This window comes from Pseudomonas sp. S2_A05, from assembly GCF_054668485.1.
Map to the genome: position 1 here is coordinate 622,783 of NZ_CP162775.1, position 15,925 is coordinate 638,707.

At 58.0% G+C, this 15,925-nt stretch carries 14 protein-coding genes; 2 read left to right on the top strand and 12 right to left on the bottom strand.

The window, feature by feature from the left end; all coding sequences use genetic code 11:
• Window positions 1–33 precede the first annotated feature (33 nt).
• The 5 genes from AB4O12_RS02940 to AB4O12_RS02960 form a co-directional block, all read right to left on the bottom strand.
• Window positions 34–1,872 carry a hypothetical protein gene (locus AB4O12_RS02940; protein ID WP_460060303.1) on the bottom strand — a complete coding sequence of 613 codons (1,839 nt, stop codon included), beginning with the start codon at window positions 1,870–1,872 and terminating at the stop codon, window positions 34–36.
• 96 nt (window positions 1,873–1,968) lie between these two features.
• The gene (locus AB4O12_RS02945) at window positions 1,969–5,490 is read right to left on the bottom strand and encodes a calcium-binding protein (RefSeq protein ID WP_256811339.1); all 3,522 of its coding nucleotides are present in this window, start codon (window positions 5,488–5,490) and stop codon (window positions 1,969–1,971) included.
• Window positions 5,491–5,683: 193 nt separating this feature from the next.
• Window positions 5,684–6,313 carry a LysE family translocator gene (locus AB4O12_RS02950; protein WP_423664430.1) on the bottom strand — a complete coding sequence of 210 codons (630 nt, stop codon included), beginning with the start codon at window positions 6,311–6,313 and terminating at the stop codon, window positions 5,684–5,686.
• A gap of 86 nt (window positions 6,314–6,399) precedes the next feature.
• A complete protein-coding gene (locus AB4O12_RS02955) occupies window positions 6,400–7,749 on the bottom strand; it encodes an NCS2 family permease (RefSeq protein WP_024012217.1) in 1,350 nt (449 codons plus the stop codon).
• A gap of 289 nt (window positions 7,750–8,038) precedes the next feature.
• Window positions 8,039–8,485, bottom strand: coding sequence for a MarR family winged helix-turn-helix transcriptional regulator (locus AB4O12_RS02960; protein WP_150638724.1), 447 nt, complete (start codon window positions 8,483–8,485; stop codon window positions 8,039–8,041).
• An 81-nt stretch (window positions 8,486–8,566) separates the two neighbouring features.
• Here AB4O12_RS02960 and AB4O12_RS02965 point away from each other — a divergent pair, with 81 nt between their 5' ends.
• Window positions 8,567–9,733, top strand: a complete 1,167-nt coding sequence (locus AB4O12_RS02965) for an aminotransferase-like domain-containing protein (RefSeq protein WP_460060305.1) — start codon at window positions 8,567–8,569, stop codon at window positions 9,731–9,733.
• A 167-nt stretch (window positions 9,734–9,900) separates the two neighbouring features.
• On the opposite strand, the gene AB4O12_RS02970 is transcribed toward AB4O12_RS02965, so the two are convergent.
• The 5 genes from AB4O12_RS02970 to AB4O12_RS02990 all read right to left on the bottom strand — a co-directional run bounded on the left by AB4O12_RS02970 (window position 9,901) and on the right by AB4O12_RS02990 (window position 12,672).
• Window positions 9,901–10,272, bottom strand: a complete 372-nt coding sequence (locus tag AB4O12_RS02970; protein ID WP_460060306.1) for a glutathione S-transferase N-terminal domain-containing protein — start codon at window positions 10,270–10,272, stop codon at window positions 9,901–9,903.
• 102 nt (window positions 10,273–10,374) lie between these two features.
• Window positions 10,375–10,920, bottom strand: coding sequence for a GTP cyclohydrolase I FolE (folE, locus tag AB4O12_RS02975; protein ID WP_011062625.1), 546 nt, complete (start codon window positions 10,918–10,920; stop codon window positions 10,375–10,377).
• Between the two features lie 77 nt (window positions 10,921–10,997).
• Window positions 10,998–11,555, bottom strand: coding sequence for a Smr/MutS family protein (locus AB4O12_RS02980; RefSeq protein ID WP_375123326.1), 558 nt, complete (start codon window positions 11,553–11,555; stop codon window positions 10,998–11,000).
• A gap of 74 nt (window positions 11,556–11,629) precedes the next feature.
• A complete protein-coding gene (locus AB4O12_RS02985; RefSeq protein WP_056784040.1) occupies window positions 11,630–11,950 on the bottom strand; it encodes a hypothetical protein in 321 nt (106 codons plus the stop codon).
• Between the two features lie 131 nt (window positions 11,951–12,081).
• Complete coding sequence (locus AB4O12_RS02990) at window positions 12,082–12,672, bottom strand: cysteine hydrolase family protein (RefSeq protein WP_016773772.1); 591 nt, start codon at window positions 12,670–12,672, stop codon at window positions 12,082–12,084.
• Window positions 12,673–12,910: 238 nt separating this feature from the next.
• Here AB4O12_RS02990 and prmB point away from each other — a divergent pair, with 238 nt between their 5' ends.
• Entirely contained in the window at window positions 12,911–13,819 is a 909-nt protein-coding gene (gene prmB / locus AB4O12_RS02995) for a 50S ribosomal protein L3 N(5)-glutamine methyltransferase (protein WP_016773773.1), read from the top strand.
• 134 nt (window positions 13,820–13,953) lie between these two features.
• On the opposite strand, the gene AB4O12_RS03000 is transcribed toward prmB, so the two are convergent.
• Together AB4O12_RS03000 and AB4O12_RS03005 are read right to left on the bottom strand one after the other, a co-directional pair.
• A complete protein-coding gene (locus tag AB4O12_RS03000) occupies window positions 13,954–14,745 on the bottom strand; it encodes a hypothetical protein (protein WP_125918579.1) in 792 nt (263 codons plus the stop codon).
• Window positions 14,746–14,844: 99 nt separating this feature from the next.
• Window positions 14,845–15,798, bottom strand: a complete 954-nt coding sequence (locus AB4O12_RS03005) for an alpha/beta hydrolase (protein ID WP_041479390.1) — start codon at window positions 15,796–15,798, stop codon at window positions 14,845–14,847.
• Window positions 15,799–15,925: the final 127 nt, after the last annotated feature.

Genomic DNA, 15,925 nt, shown 5'->3' on the forward strand with positions numbered 1-15,925 from the left:
ACAGCTCAACTGCCGGTGCAGGCGGGTAGCGGCTCAGCGCTCGCGGATAATGAATACCGAATCTGGCGTGGACGCGACCTTCAATACGCCCCCGATCAGCCATACCACTTTGTTCTGCGCGGCTGCATCGGTCAGTGCCTTGAAGGCGTCCTGACCGATTCTGGCGGGCAAGCCCGGTTCCGCCAGTTCGTTGCCAGGCACATGAGTCAGGCCGGCCTGACTGATCGCTCCCAGTTTCAAAAAGAAGATCTGATCGTGACCGGCTCGTTTGAAGACCAGCGTCGGCATTCTGTGCTCATAAGTCAGTGGAAACAGCTCGTAACCACAGCCGACCAGCAACGCGCCGAGCAATCGCCGCAGATTCAGATCCGAGGGATAGGTCTTGTAATGATTCCAGGCAGAGGGGAAATGCTGCGGATCGAAGCTCAGGCGTTGCAATTCGCTGTCGGTCTGGGAAGGCATCGGAATAAGCCGTTTGCTTCCCAGGTCGATGTCCGGCGCAACGGCCAGCATGTTCAGCGGGTCGGCAAAATCGGGAGCTGTGGAAAACGGCAGTTGTTTCCACTGATGCAGAACGGCCTGGACATTGATCAATCCGGTGCCGGTAATCGTCTCGGAGTGATCAGCGAGTTCGAACAACCTGCGGGCGACGGCCCTTGCTGTTGCTTCAGAGAAATCGGGGAACGCGCGAGCGACGGACGTTGATATCGGCTCTTCAAAAAAGCGTTTGCCCGGATGGACCTCACCCGGATCACTGCCGATGCGAAAAGTCGCTACCGGCTGTCGCTCGGGCATGTTTATCAGCATGCTTTCGAAAGTATTGAAATCTGTCGGGACAAACTCGGGATGACATACGAAATACACTTTGGGTGTCGTGTTCGAGCCGACAGGGACGATTGGATAATGCAGCCAGCCAAGCTGTACCGATTCGATGTGCACAGGTTTGTTCAGGTGCCCCAAGGGCAGCCAGAAATACGGGGTCAGCTCCTCAGGCGGAGTCGTGGCTTTCGGCGCGGTAAGTGTTTCTGTGGCCTCGGCAAGTCGTGGACGCTTGCTCGGGCCGGGGACTGCGTTGTCGGACTGGCTGGCTTCGGGCTTGGTACCTGATGGCTTCGTCCCGGGTGTTTTTCGCCGCCAGAACACGGTGCCGGGGATTTGCTCGAAGAAAACGTCGGGTGCATTGGTCGTTGAGGCAAACGCTTGTTGATATTCACCGTCCTGGTTTTTGCGCACCATGACGGTGCCGTCTACCGTGGTTACGAAGGTCTGCCTGAGTCTGTTGTAACGAAGGCCTTCTGTCGCCATTTCCGGCTTGGTCAACGTCATGGCGTCGGCCGGCGAGATGTATGAGGGCAAGTGTGGCGTGGAGGACGCAAGCCGGTTGGAGGGCCTCGCGGGCCGCTGGATTTGCCAGATCGCCTGACCCTCGGTTCGCGTCAGAGGCAGGCCGGGCACGCCGGGCGCGAAGGTCAGTGGCACATGGTAGTTGCCTTGCCCGTCCTGCTCGACGACAAATTGGCCTTCATTGGCGATTTGAGCGTAGGTGCGCTGATCCGGTCCAGTGAACAAGCCATCGTTCTGCGTCACCGGTACCAATTCGTGGAAACGCTCTTGCGGCCAGGCGATTGCGTTCCGAGTGGCGCTGAAATCATGCGCTGCATCTGGCAAGGCATGAAGGCTGACCGTGGGCACTGCGTTGGCTGCGGCAGAGGTGGCTGGCGCTTGGCTGATCGCCGGCGAATCGATGCCCAGGAGCAGGGCGTCAGGCATGTCCAGGCCCACATTTTTGACGAGGGGCGGTGATCCGGGATGTGTGGCATCGGGCGAATCGGGCGATTTTATGGTCGGGATTTTTTTGGGTGATTTGGCCATGGGAAATACTCGGAAAAAGAGCGCGCAGACGCGTGCGGGTGCCGCGTAGACAGTACGCTGATAAAAAAAGGGTGTTTGTTGACGGGTTACCGCGAATTACGCGGGAGGCACTTTCATCAGCGAAACAGGGCGGAAAATGTTGGTCTGGTGACTGCAGCGATTCACTACTCTTAACGCAGACTTTTCGATGCGGGATTTGTCGGCACGCAATACCCAGCCATGGGCGGCCAGGTTGTAGCCCACGCGCGCGGTTTCGTCGTTGACGCAGATAACGTTCCAGACTTTGACTTCGTCGTTGGCCAATGCGGCAAGATATGGCGGGAGCGCTTTTGAGGCGTCGGGCTCTTCGAAAAAACGTGCATCAAGCCCATCCAGATAAATGCGATCAAAGACCAGATCGACCGTGTGCACAACTCCACCGGTGGTAATAACGCGGATTTGATCTATCAGATCTTCGCTTCCATAGACCGGCAGATAAAAAGTGGTTGTGCCGATGGAGAGTCGGTTTTCTTCCAGCCTTATTTCGACCTTGCCGAGCTGCGTTGCATCAAGTTCCCAAGTGGATGAATAGGGCAGGCGAACTTTGGCATCGGCAAGTGCGCCGGGAGTCGAGAGTTTGATGGTCATGTCCGGGAGTACGTGGATGAGATAACTCGAACCTTCTCCTTCGTAGTTGTCCATGTCGGTTTGCACGGCCAGTCGAATCGGCGTTGCGCAAACTCTTGTACGGCCCATCGGTTCAGCTGCTTTTTCAGCCAGATTGTGAAAGTAACGCTGAGAGCGAACCTCGAGCGGCAGTTTCATCTGGGTCACCCAATCCCGCGATACCGTGAAATCCGTAAATGCAGGTGCGATTTCGGTTTGCGCTGTAAGCTCGGCATCTGCAACGACACCGTCCTTGAAAATCAATACGTAACGGCTGAACGGACGAACAGCCATGGTGCGCAGGATCTTCGTAATATTGTCGTGATCGTCTTCGTTACGCGCAGCGGAGTAATAATTGAGCTTGATGCTTTTCGCGCCGAAGTGATAGACGAGATGGCAACCAACAGTCAGGTGATATGACTTGGGTTTGTCCGAGAAAAAATGCGCCTCCGCTTTTGTCAGCTCATCGCTGCGGAAATCCAGATATATCCGGGTAATGACATCAGAACGTAAAACTGCGTAAAAAGTGGTTGTCTTGCCGGTTCTCGGGACGTAATAGGCAGCGGGTTTGCGGTGGCGGATCCAGCATTCCGCTGCATAAATAATGATCGGGTTTACCGGTTTTCCTCGTTTGAGGAAGATTTCGGTTATTTCTACGGTGTGGCCGTCCGGGATTGTGTCTGGCAGATCAAGTCTGAAATGGAAATCATCGCTGGTTACGAAAACCAGGTTTTTGTTGCTCAACTTTCTAGTGTGTTCGGTGTTCGTATAAACGTCATGAATGGTCAACACGTTTTTGAGGTGGTCAGACGTTTCGAAACCTGAGCGGATGACCAGGTCGTTACCCTCGATATCCCAGGATTCAATCAACTCCTTGCGCCAGTTCATGACGATGTAGCTGGTCTGTTCACCATCATCGACAATGGAAAAACGGCCCGCCACATGCGCTATGTAATATTGATCGGTGCCGGCGCCTCCCGACGCTTTTGCTCTTTCGTGGGAGAGAAATATCTGGTCGTCCCCAGCGCCAGCTTCAATGCTGTCGCTGCCCCGGGATTTGATGATGTTGTTTTGCGCGGAGCCCGTTACCACGCTTGCCGCGCGATGGACTGTCTCAACGTTTTCGATGCTGTCCAGCAAACTGTGCAGGATAAATATCCGGTTATTGTCGGCATCGACATCGCTCGTGATGATCTGCAATGTTCCAGCCAGCAGATCTACGTCATAGCCAGTTCTGTTGGTATTTCGGGAGGAGTAGCTGCCGCCGAGTACCAGTGTGTCATTTCCCGCGCCGCCGCTCAGCGTCGAATGATCTGCGACATGGCGACCCCTTTCAAGGAAGTCCGCTGCGTTCTCAAACAGGAACTGGTCATTTTCTTCGCCGCCCGAAAGTTGTTTTTTTCCTGACTTGTAATGGAAGGTGTTGGGTTTTTTTTCTACCCCTCTGATCGAGTCGTTGCCCTCGCTGATGAACCAGAGAACGTTCTTGCCCTCTGCGGCGACCCCCAACTCCGCGCCGGGTGTATCTTTTGTAACCCCTGCGCGTGCATCAATGATGTCATCGGTGCCTACCACTTCAGGGACATTGACCGATTCCCACGCATCCTGTTTGGTCCACCAGTTTCGTTTCCAGACCCGCGTTGGTTTCAGACGCACATCGAACTTGCCGTTGACGATGGCTTCGGTGGTCTCTTTCAAGGGGCCATCGAGCAGCGTTCTGGCGGACTTTTTCAGTTGCAGAGAGTGCTGCAACAGCGTCTTTGCCTTGATATAGCGGTTTTGAACGCTTTGATCGACCTCCATCATGCAGAACGAAAACCAACCGCTACGCCACCGTTCATCGACAGTCAATTCAATGTAGTCATCTATATCGTCAACGATACGCACCGCACCGTAGACCTGTGAGCCGATGGCGAGGATCGCGCCGGCTGCAAGTCCGACAGGGCCGGCAAACGAGAACCCGGCCATAGCGGCGGACCCGAGGATGACAGTCATGGCTGCACTGGTAATGCTCAGGCCAGCGCTGACGTAATGATCCATCGCTTCTTTGCCGGTGGCATTCTGAGCGGCGTTCATCGACCTCACGGCGGTAAAGATGTCGAAGGGCAGCGTCAGCATGCCGCCGACCAACCCTCCCGATCGACCCAATCTGAGTGCAAAGCGGGTTTTGGCGAAGTCCCGATAAGCACTTTGCCCGGCTGTGAGCATCTGCGTGGCTATCTTGCTCACCGCGACATCGGCCGCGATGGAGCCCAGCTCCGATACAATGCCTGCGCTGTTTATCGCTATTTCAGCAGTGTTTTCGGCTTTGATCGCATCGACAACGCCGCGAATTCCCATGAAGATGCCGAAGCCCTGGATGCCCACGCTGGAGCCCAGCGTCGCGTAACTTTTGGTCAATGCGGCCCAGCGGGGATGATGTTTGGGGACGTGCACGTGTTGCAGATCAAGCGACTGTGCGGCACTCAGAAGTTTGACAAGTTTGTCGCGGTAATTGCCGGATACAGTATCTGCAGCACTCTCCCTCAAGAGCCGGGGAGCGGTGAGCGGGCGCTGGCTGGCCATTTCAAACAGGAGCGTGGGCAACAAGTAGCTATCGCTGCCCGTTGAAGTTTTCAGGTAGTGTTCAACTTTATTGGCGTCGAACTGCAGGCTATTGATCAAAGAGCGCTTGGGGCGGCGAAAGAAACTGTTCTCGCCATTCAACGGCTGACCGTCAATGGTCGCGCCTAATCCGTCGAGTGCGGTACGGGTAATTGAAATATCGCCAATTTCCAAGGGGCCGAACACTTCGTCCACCATTTGCAACTGACTCGATTTTTCGTTAGTTCGGCTCTGATCAATGGTTGAGGGCTTGTATTCGTTGGCTTCATAGCCCAGATCCATGATTATTACGGTATCGGAAACAGGTTGCAGGTCCGCGTGTATTGAAGGGTCGGTTTGTGCTGTTGCTTCGCTTATCAGTGTGGCCATTAGAACTTCCTTGTTCCGGCAATTGTCGTTAAGGCGAAGAATATTACGTTGGCTTTTCCAGAGCTGTATATCGGGGGGTTGTTGCTATCTATTGCATATCAAAGATTGAATGTTGTTCGAGTTGAATTGATTCAAAACAACACATCATCCCGCCCGAGGTCCGTTCCGGCAGGATGATCAATAGTGGCGCTTTTCAGTGGCTGCCAAGCAACGACGCGGCGCCAGCACCACCAAATAGTCCGGCACTGACCCGATTGAACCAACTCTGGCCTTTGCCGCTGCGCAGATAACGTGCGGCGCCATGGGCGCCCAGGCCATAGGCCAGCTTGCAGCACAGATCGAGCACTACCCAGGTCGCGATCATGATCAGCAATTGCGGCAGAAAAGGTTGCTCAGCGCGGAGGAACTGCGGCAGAAACGCGGCGAAAAACAGGATGTCCTTCGGATTGCTCGCACCCAGTACAAAGGCGCGTCCGAACAATGTGCGAAAGCGCGGCGCCGGTGCAGCCTCAGGTACTTCGGCGCCCGTCGATGGCTGCCGCGACTGCTGCCAGCTCTGCCAGGCGAGGTAGAACAGGTACAGCGCGCCGACGATTTTCAATGCGCTGAACAACTGCTCCGAAGCCATTAGCAATGCGCCGAGGCCAAGTGCCGACGCGCTGAGCAGGCAGATCGAGGCGATCACGCCACCCAGGAACGCGGGGTACGACCGGCGCAAACCGTAATTCAGACTGTTGCTGATCATCAGCAATGACAGCGGTCCCGGGATCAGGATCACCACCAGCGCAGCGCCACTGAACAGCAGCCAGGTTTCCAGACTCATCGTATTGCTCCTTTGTTGTTATCGAGATGTGCAAAAGCCCCACCGGTGAGGGTGAGGCTGGTTTTGAAGCCTGAACCGCGCAGCGTTTACAGGAAGATGAACTTGGCGATGAAGATCGCGCAGAGCACCCACAGGCTGACGGAAATTTCCTTGTACTTGCCGGTGCCGGCCTTCAACGCGACGTAAGTGATGAAGCCCAGGGCGATGCCGTCGGCGACCGAAAAGGTCAGCGGCATCATGATCGCCGTGACGATCGCCGGAATGGCGTCGGTCGCTTCGTCCCATTCGATGTGGGCCATACCGCCCATCATCAACATCGCCACGTAGATCAGTGCACCTGCCGTGGCATAAGCGGGAATCATGCCAGCCAGCGGTGCGAAAAACATGGCCGCTATAAATAGCACACCCACGGTGACGGCGGTAAGACCAGTCCGACCACCAGCGGCTACGCCGGCGGCACTTTCCACGTAACTTGTCACGGGTGGAACCCCCACCACGGCGCCAAATACGCTGGATGCGCTGTCAGCCTTCATGGCTCGGGAAAGATTCTCGATGCGACCGTCAGCGGCGACAAGGTTGGCGCGCTGGGCCACGCCCATCAGCGTACCGGCGGTGTCGAACATGTGCACGAAGAGGAACGCGAGCACCACGCTGATCATGCTGACGTTGAACACGCCGGCGACGTTCATTGCCATCCAGGTCGGTGCCAGGCTCGGCGGCGCGGACATGATGCCCTCGTAGTGCACCAGACCCAGGCCCCAGCCGGCGAGGGTGACGGTGATGATGCTGATCAGGATCGCACCGAACACGCGGTGGTAACTGAGGATCGCGATCATCAGGAAGCAGATCGCGGCGAGCAGCGGGCCAGGTTCACGCAGCGAACCCAGCTTGATCAGCGTCGCCGGGCTGTCGACGACGATACCGGCCGTCTTCAGACCGATCAGGCCCAGAAACAGACCGACACCGGCGCCCATCGCGAACCGCAGGCTGACCGGGATACTGTTGAGCAGCCACTCGCGGATCCGCGAAAAGGTCAGGAACATGAACAGCACGCCCGAGACAAACACCGCGCCGAGGGCGGTTTCCCAGTTGTAGCCCATGGTGCCGACCACGGTGTAGGTGAAGAAGGCGTTGAGGCCCATGCCCGGCGCCAGGCCGACCGGCCAATTGGCATAGAGCCCCATCAACAGGCAACCGAGCGCGGCGGCGATGCAGGTGGCGACGAAGGCCGCACCGTGGTCGATGCCGGCATCGGCCATGATGTTCGGGTTGACGAAAATGATGTAAGCCATGGTGATGAAGGTTGTCAGACCGGCAATCAGCTCGGTCTTCACCGTGGTGCCATGCAAGCTGAGTTTGAACAGACGCTCCAGCAGGCCATTGCGTAATGGCGGCGTGAGCTCGAGCGGCGGTGCTTCGGATTTGCGGCTTTCCACAGCGAGTACTCCTCAAGAGTTTTATTGTTATTTCCAGGGCCGGACCCATGAGGGGTGGCAGCGGCCCTTTGAGGCATACGCGAATTTGTTGACCGTATAGTCAGGAACTCGCACGCAGTGGATTATGCTTTTGTGTACAAATAAAGCAAATATTGTTTTTTGTTTTGTCGGCGATTTTTTTGCCGATAGGGATATATGGCTATCAGGATGGCTACGCGAGCAGGCTCGCTCACACAGGAGAATGCGTTCCAATGTGGGAGCGAGCCTGCTCGCGAAGAGGGCGGTCCTGTCAATCCAGATGCGGCTGATTCCCCCCAAGCGCCAGATTCACCGCCAACCACCCATTCACCGCCGCTTCCCCAGCGTCGGCAAATACCCGCTCGAGCAATTTCACCTGCTCACGGCGCAGCGCTTGCTCGAACTTCGCGCCTTCCGCCGTCAGCTCAAGCAGGCGCTTACGCTTGTCCGTCTGCGAAGCGACGCTGTCGACCAGGTGCATTTCCTGCAATTGGCGCAGGGGCATGTTCAACGCTTGTTTGCTCACGCCCAGCAGGGCCAGCAACTCTTTCACACTCAGGTTCGGATAGCGCGCGATGAAAAACACGATGCGCTGATGCACCCGCGAGAGGCCGCGACGCTCGAGCATTTCATCAGCCTTGGCAGTGAACGCCTGATAGCCGAAGAAAAACGCTTCCATGGCCTGTTGCTGAGTGGAGGGGTTCTTAAGGTCAAGCATGTTGACGTACTCGCTCAAGCTGTCGTAATTTCAGTCAACAAGTTTGACTCATTTCCTGCATGCCTTGCTACGGTGACCTCCATGGCTTTTTCCGAACGTGTCTCACGCCTCAAAAGTTCTTTGATCCGAGAAATCCTCGCCGCCGCCCAGCGTCCGGAGGTCATGTCGTTCGCCGGCGGCTTGCCCGCTGAGGCGATGTTGCCGAAGGTGGAGTGGGACGAGATGCCGCTGTCGCTGGGGCAGTACGGCATGAGCGAAGGCGAGCCGGCCTTGCGCGAGGCGCTGGCGGCACAGGCGAGGGCGCTGGGCCTTGCGTGCGAGGCGAGTCAGGTGCTGGTGGTCAGTGGTTCCCAGCAAACTCTGGATCTGGCGGCAAAACTGTATATCGACAAGGGCACGGAAATTCTGTTGGAGGCGCCGACTTATCTGGCCGCGCTGCAAATCTTCCAGCTGTTCGGCGCCGATTGCCTGACTGTGGCGCAGGAAGCCGACGGTCCAAATCTGGCGCAATTGCGTAATCGTTTAGAGCAGCATCGCCCTGCGTTTATCTACCTGATCCCGACTTTCCAGAATCCTTCCGCCGTGCGCTACAGCGAGGCCAAGCGCGCAGCGGTCGCGGCATTGCTCGATGAATTCGGCGTCACTCTCATCGAAGACGAGCCATACCGCGAACTGACTTTCGATGGTGGCAGCGCAAAACCGATTGCGGCGCGCCTGAAAAAAGCCAGCTGGATCTACACCGGTACCGTATCGAAAACCTTGCTCCCGGGTTTACGTGTTGGCTACTTGATCGCCAGTGCGGATCTGTTCCCGCACCTGCTCAAGCTCAAGCAATCGGCGGATCTGCACACCAATCGCATCGGTCAGTGGCAGGCGCTGCAATGGATCGGCTCGGAAAAGTATCAACAGCATTTAAGTGAGTTGCGGGATTTCTATCGGCTGCGGCGAGATGCGTTTCAATTGGGGCTGGAAAGCCATTTTGCCGATCTGGCTGACTGGGACATGCCGCAAGGCGGACTGTTCTTCTGGCTGACGCTGAAGCAACCGCTGGATACGCGCACTTTGCTCAATGAGGCATTGGCCAATGATGTGGCATTCATGCCCGGTGAGCCGTTCTTTCCCGAGCCGGACAAGCATCATGGGCATTTGCGCCTGAATTTCAGCCACATCGATCCGGCGCGGCTGGATGAAGGGTTGAAGCGGTTGGCGGCGGTGGTGCGGCGGGCGCAGATGGAGAGGGCGGCCTGATAAGCAATAAACCGGCTGGAGGGCCGGTTTATCATTGTCTGAGTTTTGTGATGATTTGACGGGCCTCATCGCTGGCAAGCCAGCTCCCACAATTCTTGTCTACAACCTGAGATCAATGTGGGAGCTGGCTTGCCAGCGATGGCGCCATCAGCCACAGCACATCAATGTCAGACTGCAACAAACCGCTTATCCAGATAATCAATAATCACCTTGGATTCATACATCCAGGTTGTCTGCCCGTTCTCTTCAATTCGCAGGCAAGGCACTTTGATTCGGCCACCCTGTTCCAGCAGGGTCTGGCGATCCTGCTCGTTGTTCTTCGCGTCTTTCAGCGCCACCGGCACATTCAGGCGATGCAGGGCGCGGCGGGTTTTCACGCAGAACGGGCAGGCGTGAAATTGGTACAGGGTCAGATCTTTCGCGGCAGCGTCGACTTGTGCCTGAGCAGCAGCGGGGCGTTTTGTCTTGCCCGGGCGGGTGATGAAATCGATGAAGATAACCAGTTGGCCGAGGCCGACACGAAGCGCTTTGACGAACACGTTGAAAGCCTCACGGTGCAAATGAAGAAGGCGCGCAGCTTACCCGATTTTTCACGGGCGAAAAAAAACCGGCGATCAACGCCGGCTCTTTTCTGTTGCGAATTACTTGATGAGGCTGAGGAATTCGCTACGGGTTGCCGCGTTTTCACGGAATTCACCGAGCATCACCGAAGTGATCATCGACGAATTCTGCTTTTCGACGCCGCGCATCATCATGCACATGTGCTTGGCTTCGATCACCACGGCCACGCCCAGCGCGCCGGTGACTTGCTGCACCGCATCGGCGATCTGGCGGCTGAGGTTTTCCTGAATCTGCAGGCGGCGCGCGTACATATCGACGATCCGCGCAACCTTGGACAGGCCCAGCACTTTGCCGCTCGGGATATAGGCGACATGCGCCTTGCCGATGAACGGCAGCAAGTGGTGTTCGCACAACGAATACAGCTCGATGTCCTTGACCAGCACCATTTCGCTGTTGTCGGAGCTGAACAGGGCACCGTTGGTGACCTCTTCGAGCGTCTGTGCATAACCGCGGCAGAGGTACTGCATGGCTTTGGCGGCACGCTTTGGCGTGTCGAGCAGGCCCTCGCGGGAGACGTCCTCGCCCAATTGGCCGAGAATCGCGGTGTAATTCTGTTCCAGGGACATGAAACTACCTGTGGGGATTTTCGCAAAGGGCAAGGGTACGGTGGCGGACACAACCCTGCAAGTTCGGTGTGATGGCTTTATTCGTCGCGGCCTTCCATCATCGTCCGTTTCAGCATCACATAAACCGCGCCGGCGCCGCCGTGACGGGCCTGGCAGGAGCAAAAGCCGAGGACTTGGGCGTGCTGGCGCAGCCAGGTGTTGACATGGCTTTTGAGCATTGGCCGCTTGCCATCGAGGCGCACGGCCTTGCCGTGAGTCACGCGCACGCAGCGGATTTCGAATTTGGTCGCTTCGGCGAGAAAGGCCCAAAGCGTCTCCCGGGCCTTTTCCACGCTCATGCCGTGGAGGTCGAGGCTGCCTTCGAACGGGATCTGCCCGACCTTGAGCTTGCGCATCTGGCTTTCCTGCACGCCGTCGCGGGACCACATCAGTTCGTCTTCCGGGCCGACGTCGATCACGAACTGGTCGGACAAGCCATCAATGATAGTGGTGTCGCTGCGCACGGTGGCGGACTGACGCAGCTTGGCAATTTGCGCGCGGTCAGCCTTGGGTTTGCCGGTGTCGGCGCGGTCGTGCTTGATCGGCTTGACGCCCTGGATCGCACTTTTGAACAGAGAAAAATCGTCGTCTTGCATGTCAGCCTCCGCGAAGGGCGGCCAGTTTACCCAAGTCGACAGAAAACGGCCCGGCAAAAAGCCAGGCCGTTGGGTCAGTCGTGTTTTTTCATCAGATGCGGGGCCATGTTCAGTTCCCGCGATTGCCGTGCGCGACGGCGGCAGCGGCGCCACAGGGCAACGCCGAAATACAGAAACAGCAAGCCGATGGCGAGCATGATTGCCGAGCCCAGCGGTGACGCGTTCAGGTCACCCAGCGCCGGCGGGCGGCCGAGCAGGCTGGCTGCCCCGGCCATCGCCAGCAGCACGCCGAACGTAGCCAGAATGGCCGAGATCGCCGCGCCAAATCGAAAACGCCAGTTGCTTTGGCCTTTGGGCCGCAAACGGCGTGCGTCAAATCCATCGGATAACTTCATTCCGACCTTCCTCAATGGTATCGGCCCTTCGACCGGGAGTTGACCGGGTTGTTCCTGAGGCTATGGCATTTGCGGCAAATCAGCGGATATAGCGGATGAGCGGCGCCAACGCACCGCTCGCAAGGGCAGGATCAGATCAGGTCCTGAGTCTTGGCCAGCGTGGCGAAGTTGTCGGCCATGATCGCCATTTCCGCTTCCTGCACGCGTTCGGCGCTGAGTACACCGCCCTTGAACGGCAGATCGCGTGTCGCGCAGGCGTCTTCGACCAGGGTGCAGCGGAAACCGAGATTCTTCGCCGCGCGCACGGTGGTGCTGACGCTGGAGTGACTCATGAAACCGCAAACGATCAGGTCCAGCGAGCCGAGGTTCTGCAGGCGCTCGAGCAGTTCGGTGCCATGGAACGCGCTCGGCAGCAGTTTGCCGATAATGGTTTCATCACCCTGTGGTTCCAGACCAGGGATGAACTCGCCACGTTCGCCCTGCGGGTCGAACAGGCCACCCACGGTGCCGAGATGACGCACGTGCACGATCGGCCGACCGGCGGCACGGGCTGCGGCAACCACTTGTTTGATGTTCGCGACGGCCGCGTCCATGCCGCTCAGGGCCAGCGGGCCACTGAGGTATTCCTTCTGGGCATCGATGATGACCACGGTGGCATGGCTCAGTGTGGCCGCTGCGTAACCGCGGCCGCTGAGTTGAAACATCGTTTTTGGAACGGACATTCTGGGGCTCCTCGGGGTGGGGCTTTTGCGACATTGTCCTCTGGCTGAGCGGTTCTGTGAATCGCTACCATCGTAGGCGCCGTCGTTCTTGGCCTGCAGCCTTGTCAAGTTACACGTTCCGTTCAATGCCTGATGCAAAAAAAGAAAACTCCTACCGGAACCGCGTGGTTTTTCCTGCGTCGTCGTCGCGCGTTTTGGCTGCTAGAATCGCCAGTCGTTTTTTCTGGAGTTCTACGCCGTGATCACTTCCCGACTTCGTACCCTGCGCGACCACATCCGTTGGGCCGTCAGCCGCTTCCATGGGGAGGATCTGTTTTTCGGTCATGGCACCGACAACGCCTGGGACGAGGCGCGCCAGCTGGTGCTGGGCGCTTTGCACCTGCCTTGGGAAATCGCCGACAGCTATCTTGATTGCGCGCTGGAAGATGACGAACTGGTGAATCTGCAGCGCTTGCTCAAGCGCCGCATCGAGGATCGCGTTCCCACCGCCTATCTGCTCGGCGAGGCGTGGTTCTGCGGCATGTCGTTCATCGTCGACCCGCGCGTGTTGATCCCGCGTTCGCCGATTGGTGAACTGATCGAAAACCGCTTTGCGCCATGGATCGGCAACGAACCGGCGCGGATTCTCGACCTGTGCACTGGCTCCGGCTGCATCGGCATTGCTTGCGCTTACGAATTCCAGAATGCCGAGGTAGTGCTCGCGGACCTGTCGTTCGAGGCGCTGGAAGTGGCCAATCAGAACATCGAGCGCCATGGCGTCGATGAGCGCGTCTACACGGTGCAGGGTGATGGCTTCGATGGCTTGCCGGGTCAGCGTTTCGACCTGATCGTGTCGAACCCGCCCTACGTCGATGCGGAAGATTTCGCCGACATGCCGGACGAGTATCAGCACGAGCCTGAACTCGGTCTGGCCTGCGGTGATGATGGTCTGAATCTGGTCCGGCGCATGCTCGCCGAAGCGGCGGATCACCTGACCGAGAAAGGTTTGTTGATTGTCGAGGTGGGCAACAGCCAGGTGCACGTCGAGGCGTTGTACCCGGAAGTCGATTTCGCCTGGCTGGAGTTCCAGCGTGGTGGGCATGGCGTGTTCATGCTCACAGCCGAGCAGTGCCGCGCGCATCAGGCCCTGTTCGCCTCCCGCGTCTAAGGTTGTGACAGATCGTTCCCACGCTCCGCGTGGGAATGCATCAATGGACGCTCTGCGTCCGCTTTTGGGACGCGGAGCGTCCCGGGCTGCATTCCCACGCAGAGCATGGGAACGATCAGTACGCGCTCAAGCCCTCAGCGGTGCGTAGCAATCCAGATCAACAACCCCGCCTGAAACACCGCAAATGCCACCAGGCACGTAATGGTGAAACGCAGCCCGGCGTCTTCACGCTTGAACTTGCTGACTTTTTCTTCCTGCTTCTTCAGTTTCACTTCCTGCTCGGCCAGGTTCTGTTCGGCCTGCTGGAGCATCTGCGCGGCTTCAAGAATTTCGACGATCTGCAGCTTTTCGCTGTTCCAGTCACCGAGCAGATCACCGACCTGCACGGCCTTGATGCTGCCTTTCAAATGCTGGGCATCGGCGTAAGCCACATCGAAACCGTGCACGCGCAGGAAATGGTCGCGGCGCAAGCGAGTGTCTTCGTTGAGCGCGTCCTTGTTGTTCAGGTCCATGCCGTCGACGGTGTAGCCGGGCCAGCGTTTTTTCGCCCAATTGATGCCTTGCGCAGCCATGAAGCGGCCGATACCGCGATTCAGCGGTTCAATCTGCAAGCCGCTATCGGGACCGAAGCTCACCCGTTTGCTCGCGTGGTCGACCCACACATCCAGATGATTCTGCTCTTTGCGCACGCGCTGGTTGGGCAGCTTGATCGCCATGCGCATCAGGCTGCGCTCTTTGCTGTTGCGCTCGGCGTAACCGAATTCGACAAAGCGCAACGGCCGGCCGCCGGTATTGCGGTCGGTCTGCAGCGGCGCCAGGCGGAGCATCTTGTGGTGCTCGGCCTGAACGTCCGCCCACGGCAGTTCGACCGCTGGCGGTGCGTCTTTTTCAGCGCTGGTGTCGGGTGAAGTCTGGGTTTCAGTCATAACGGCGAGATCCTGTCCAAGCCCTGCTTGCCGCCAGACGTTGCGCTGGCGACAAAGGCTTATCGGCCGTTTTCTGTGAGGCTGGAGGGTAAAACGCAGTTAACTTGCACGAATTCCGTCAATAAATTCGATGACGGCGGCGCCCAGTTCGGCGGCCAGGGGCAAATTCGGGTCCTTGTAGGAGGCCAATTGCCGCTTCATGTCGTTGTGGACGATGCGCAGCACGTGATTCATACCGTCGATCACTGTCAGTTGCGCGTCCGGTTTCGCCGCCTTGAGCAGCTTCGCGTCCTCGGTGCCGACCTGAATGTCGTTGCTGCCCTGGACAATCAGCGCCGGCATTTTCAGCTGGGCAAAGGCTTGCGCCGGGTCCTGACGGAACAGCGAAATCAGGTACGGCTGCACGCTCGGGCGAAAGATCACCTGCAACGGTTGCGGCACGTTGTCATCGGTATGGCCGGCCTTGAGGCTGTCGAGCAGTTCGTTGCTGCGCAGCATCAGTGGCGGCGGCAGGCTGCGCGCCAACTGTTCGCGGATTACCTGATCGACCGGGCGCGCGCTGCCGGACAGCGAGATCACCGCCGCTGCGTCCAGCTTCGGCGCGGCGAGGCTGGCAATCAGCGCGCCTTCGCTGTGGCCGAGCAGAATCAGTTTGCCGAAACGCGGATCGGCCTTGAGCTTCTGCCCCCAGGCCACGGCGTCCGCAGCGTAGCCTTCTACAGACAAATCACGTTCATCGGGAGCTGCCGCCAGGCTTGCCGCAACGCCACGCTTGTCGTAGCGCACGCTGGCGATGTTGTGTTTGGCCAGCACCCAGGCCAAGCGCTTGAGGCTGTCGTTACGCCCGCCGTCGGGGTTGTTTCCATCGCGATCTGTAGGACCTGAGCCAGAAATCATCAGAACAATCGGCACCGGGCTGTCGGACTTGGGCAACAACAGCGAACCGAAAAGTTCGCCGCTGCCGGTGTCCAGAGTGACCGGGCGCTGTAGGACTGTCGCTTGGGCAAAGCCGGTAAAGAGGGTAAGACTCAAGATCAGAACTCGCAGCATCATCACGCCATCATTGGTCAAGGTGCCGGTTGGACTCGCCAGCACCACTAAGGTTCGAGGATGAACTACTCGGTTAGCCTGCGTATACTGGCGCGCATCAAGAATTCGGGTTTGATTTCACGGAGCGTCC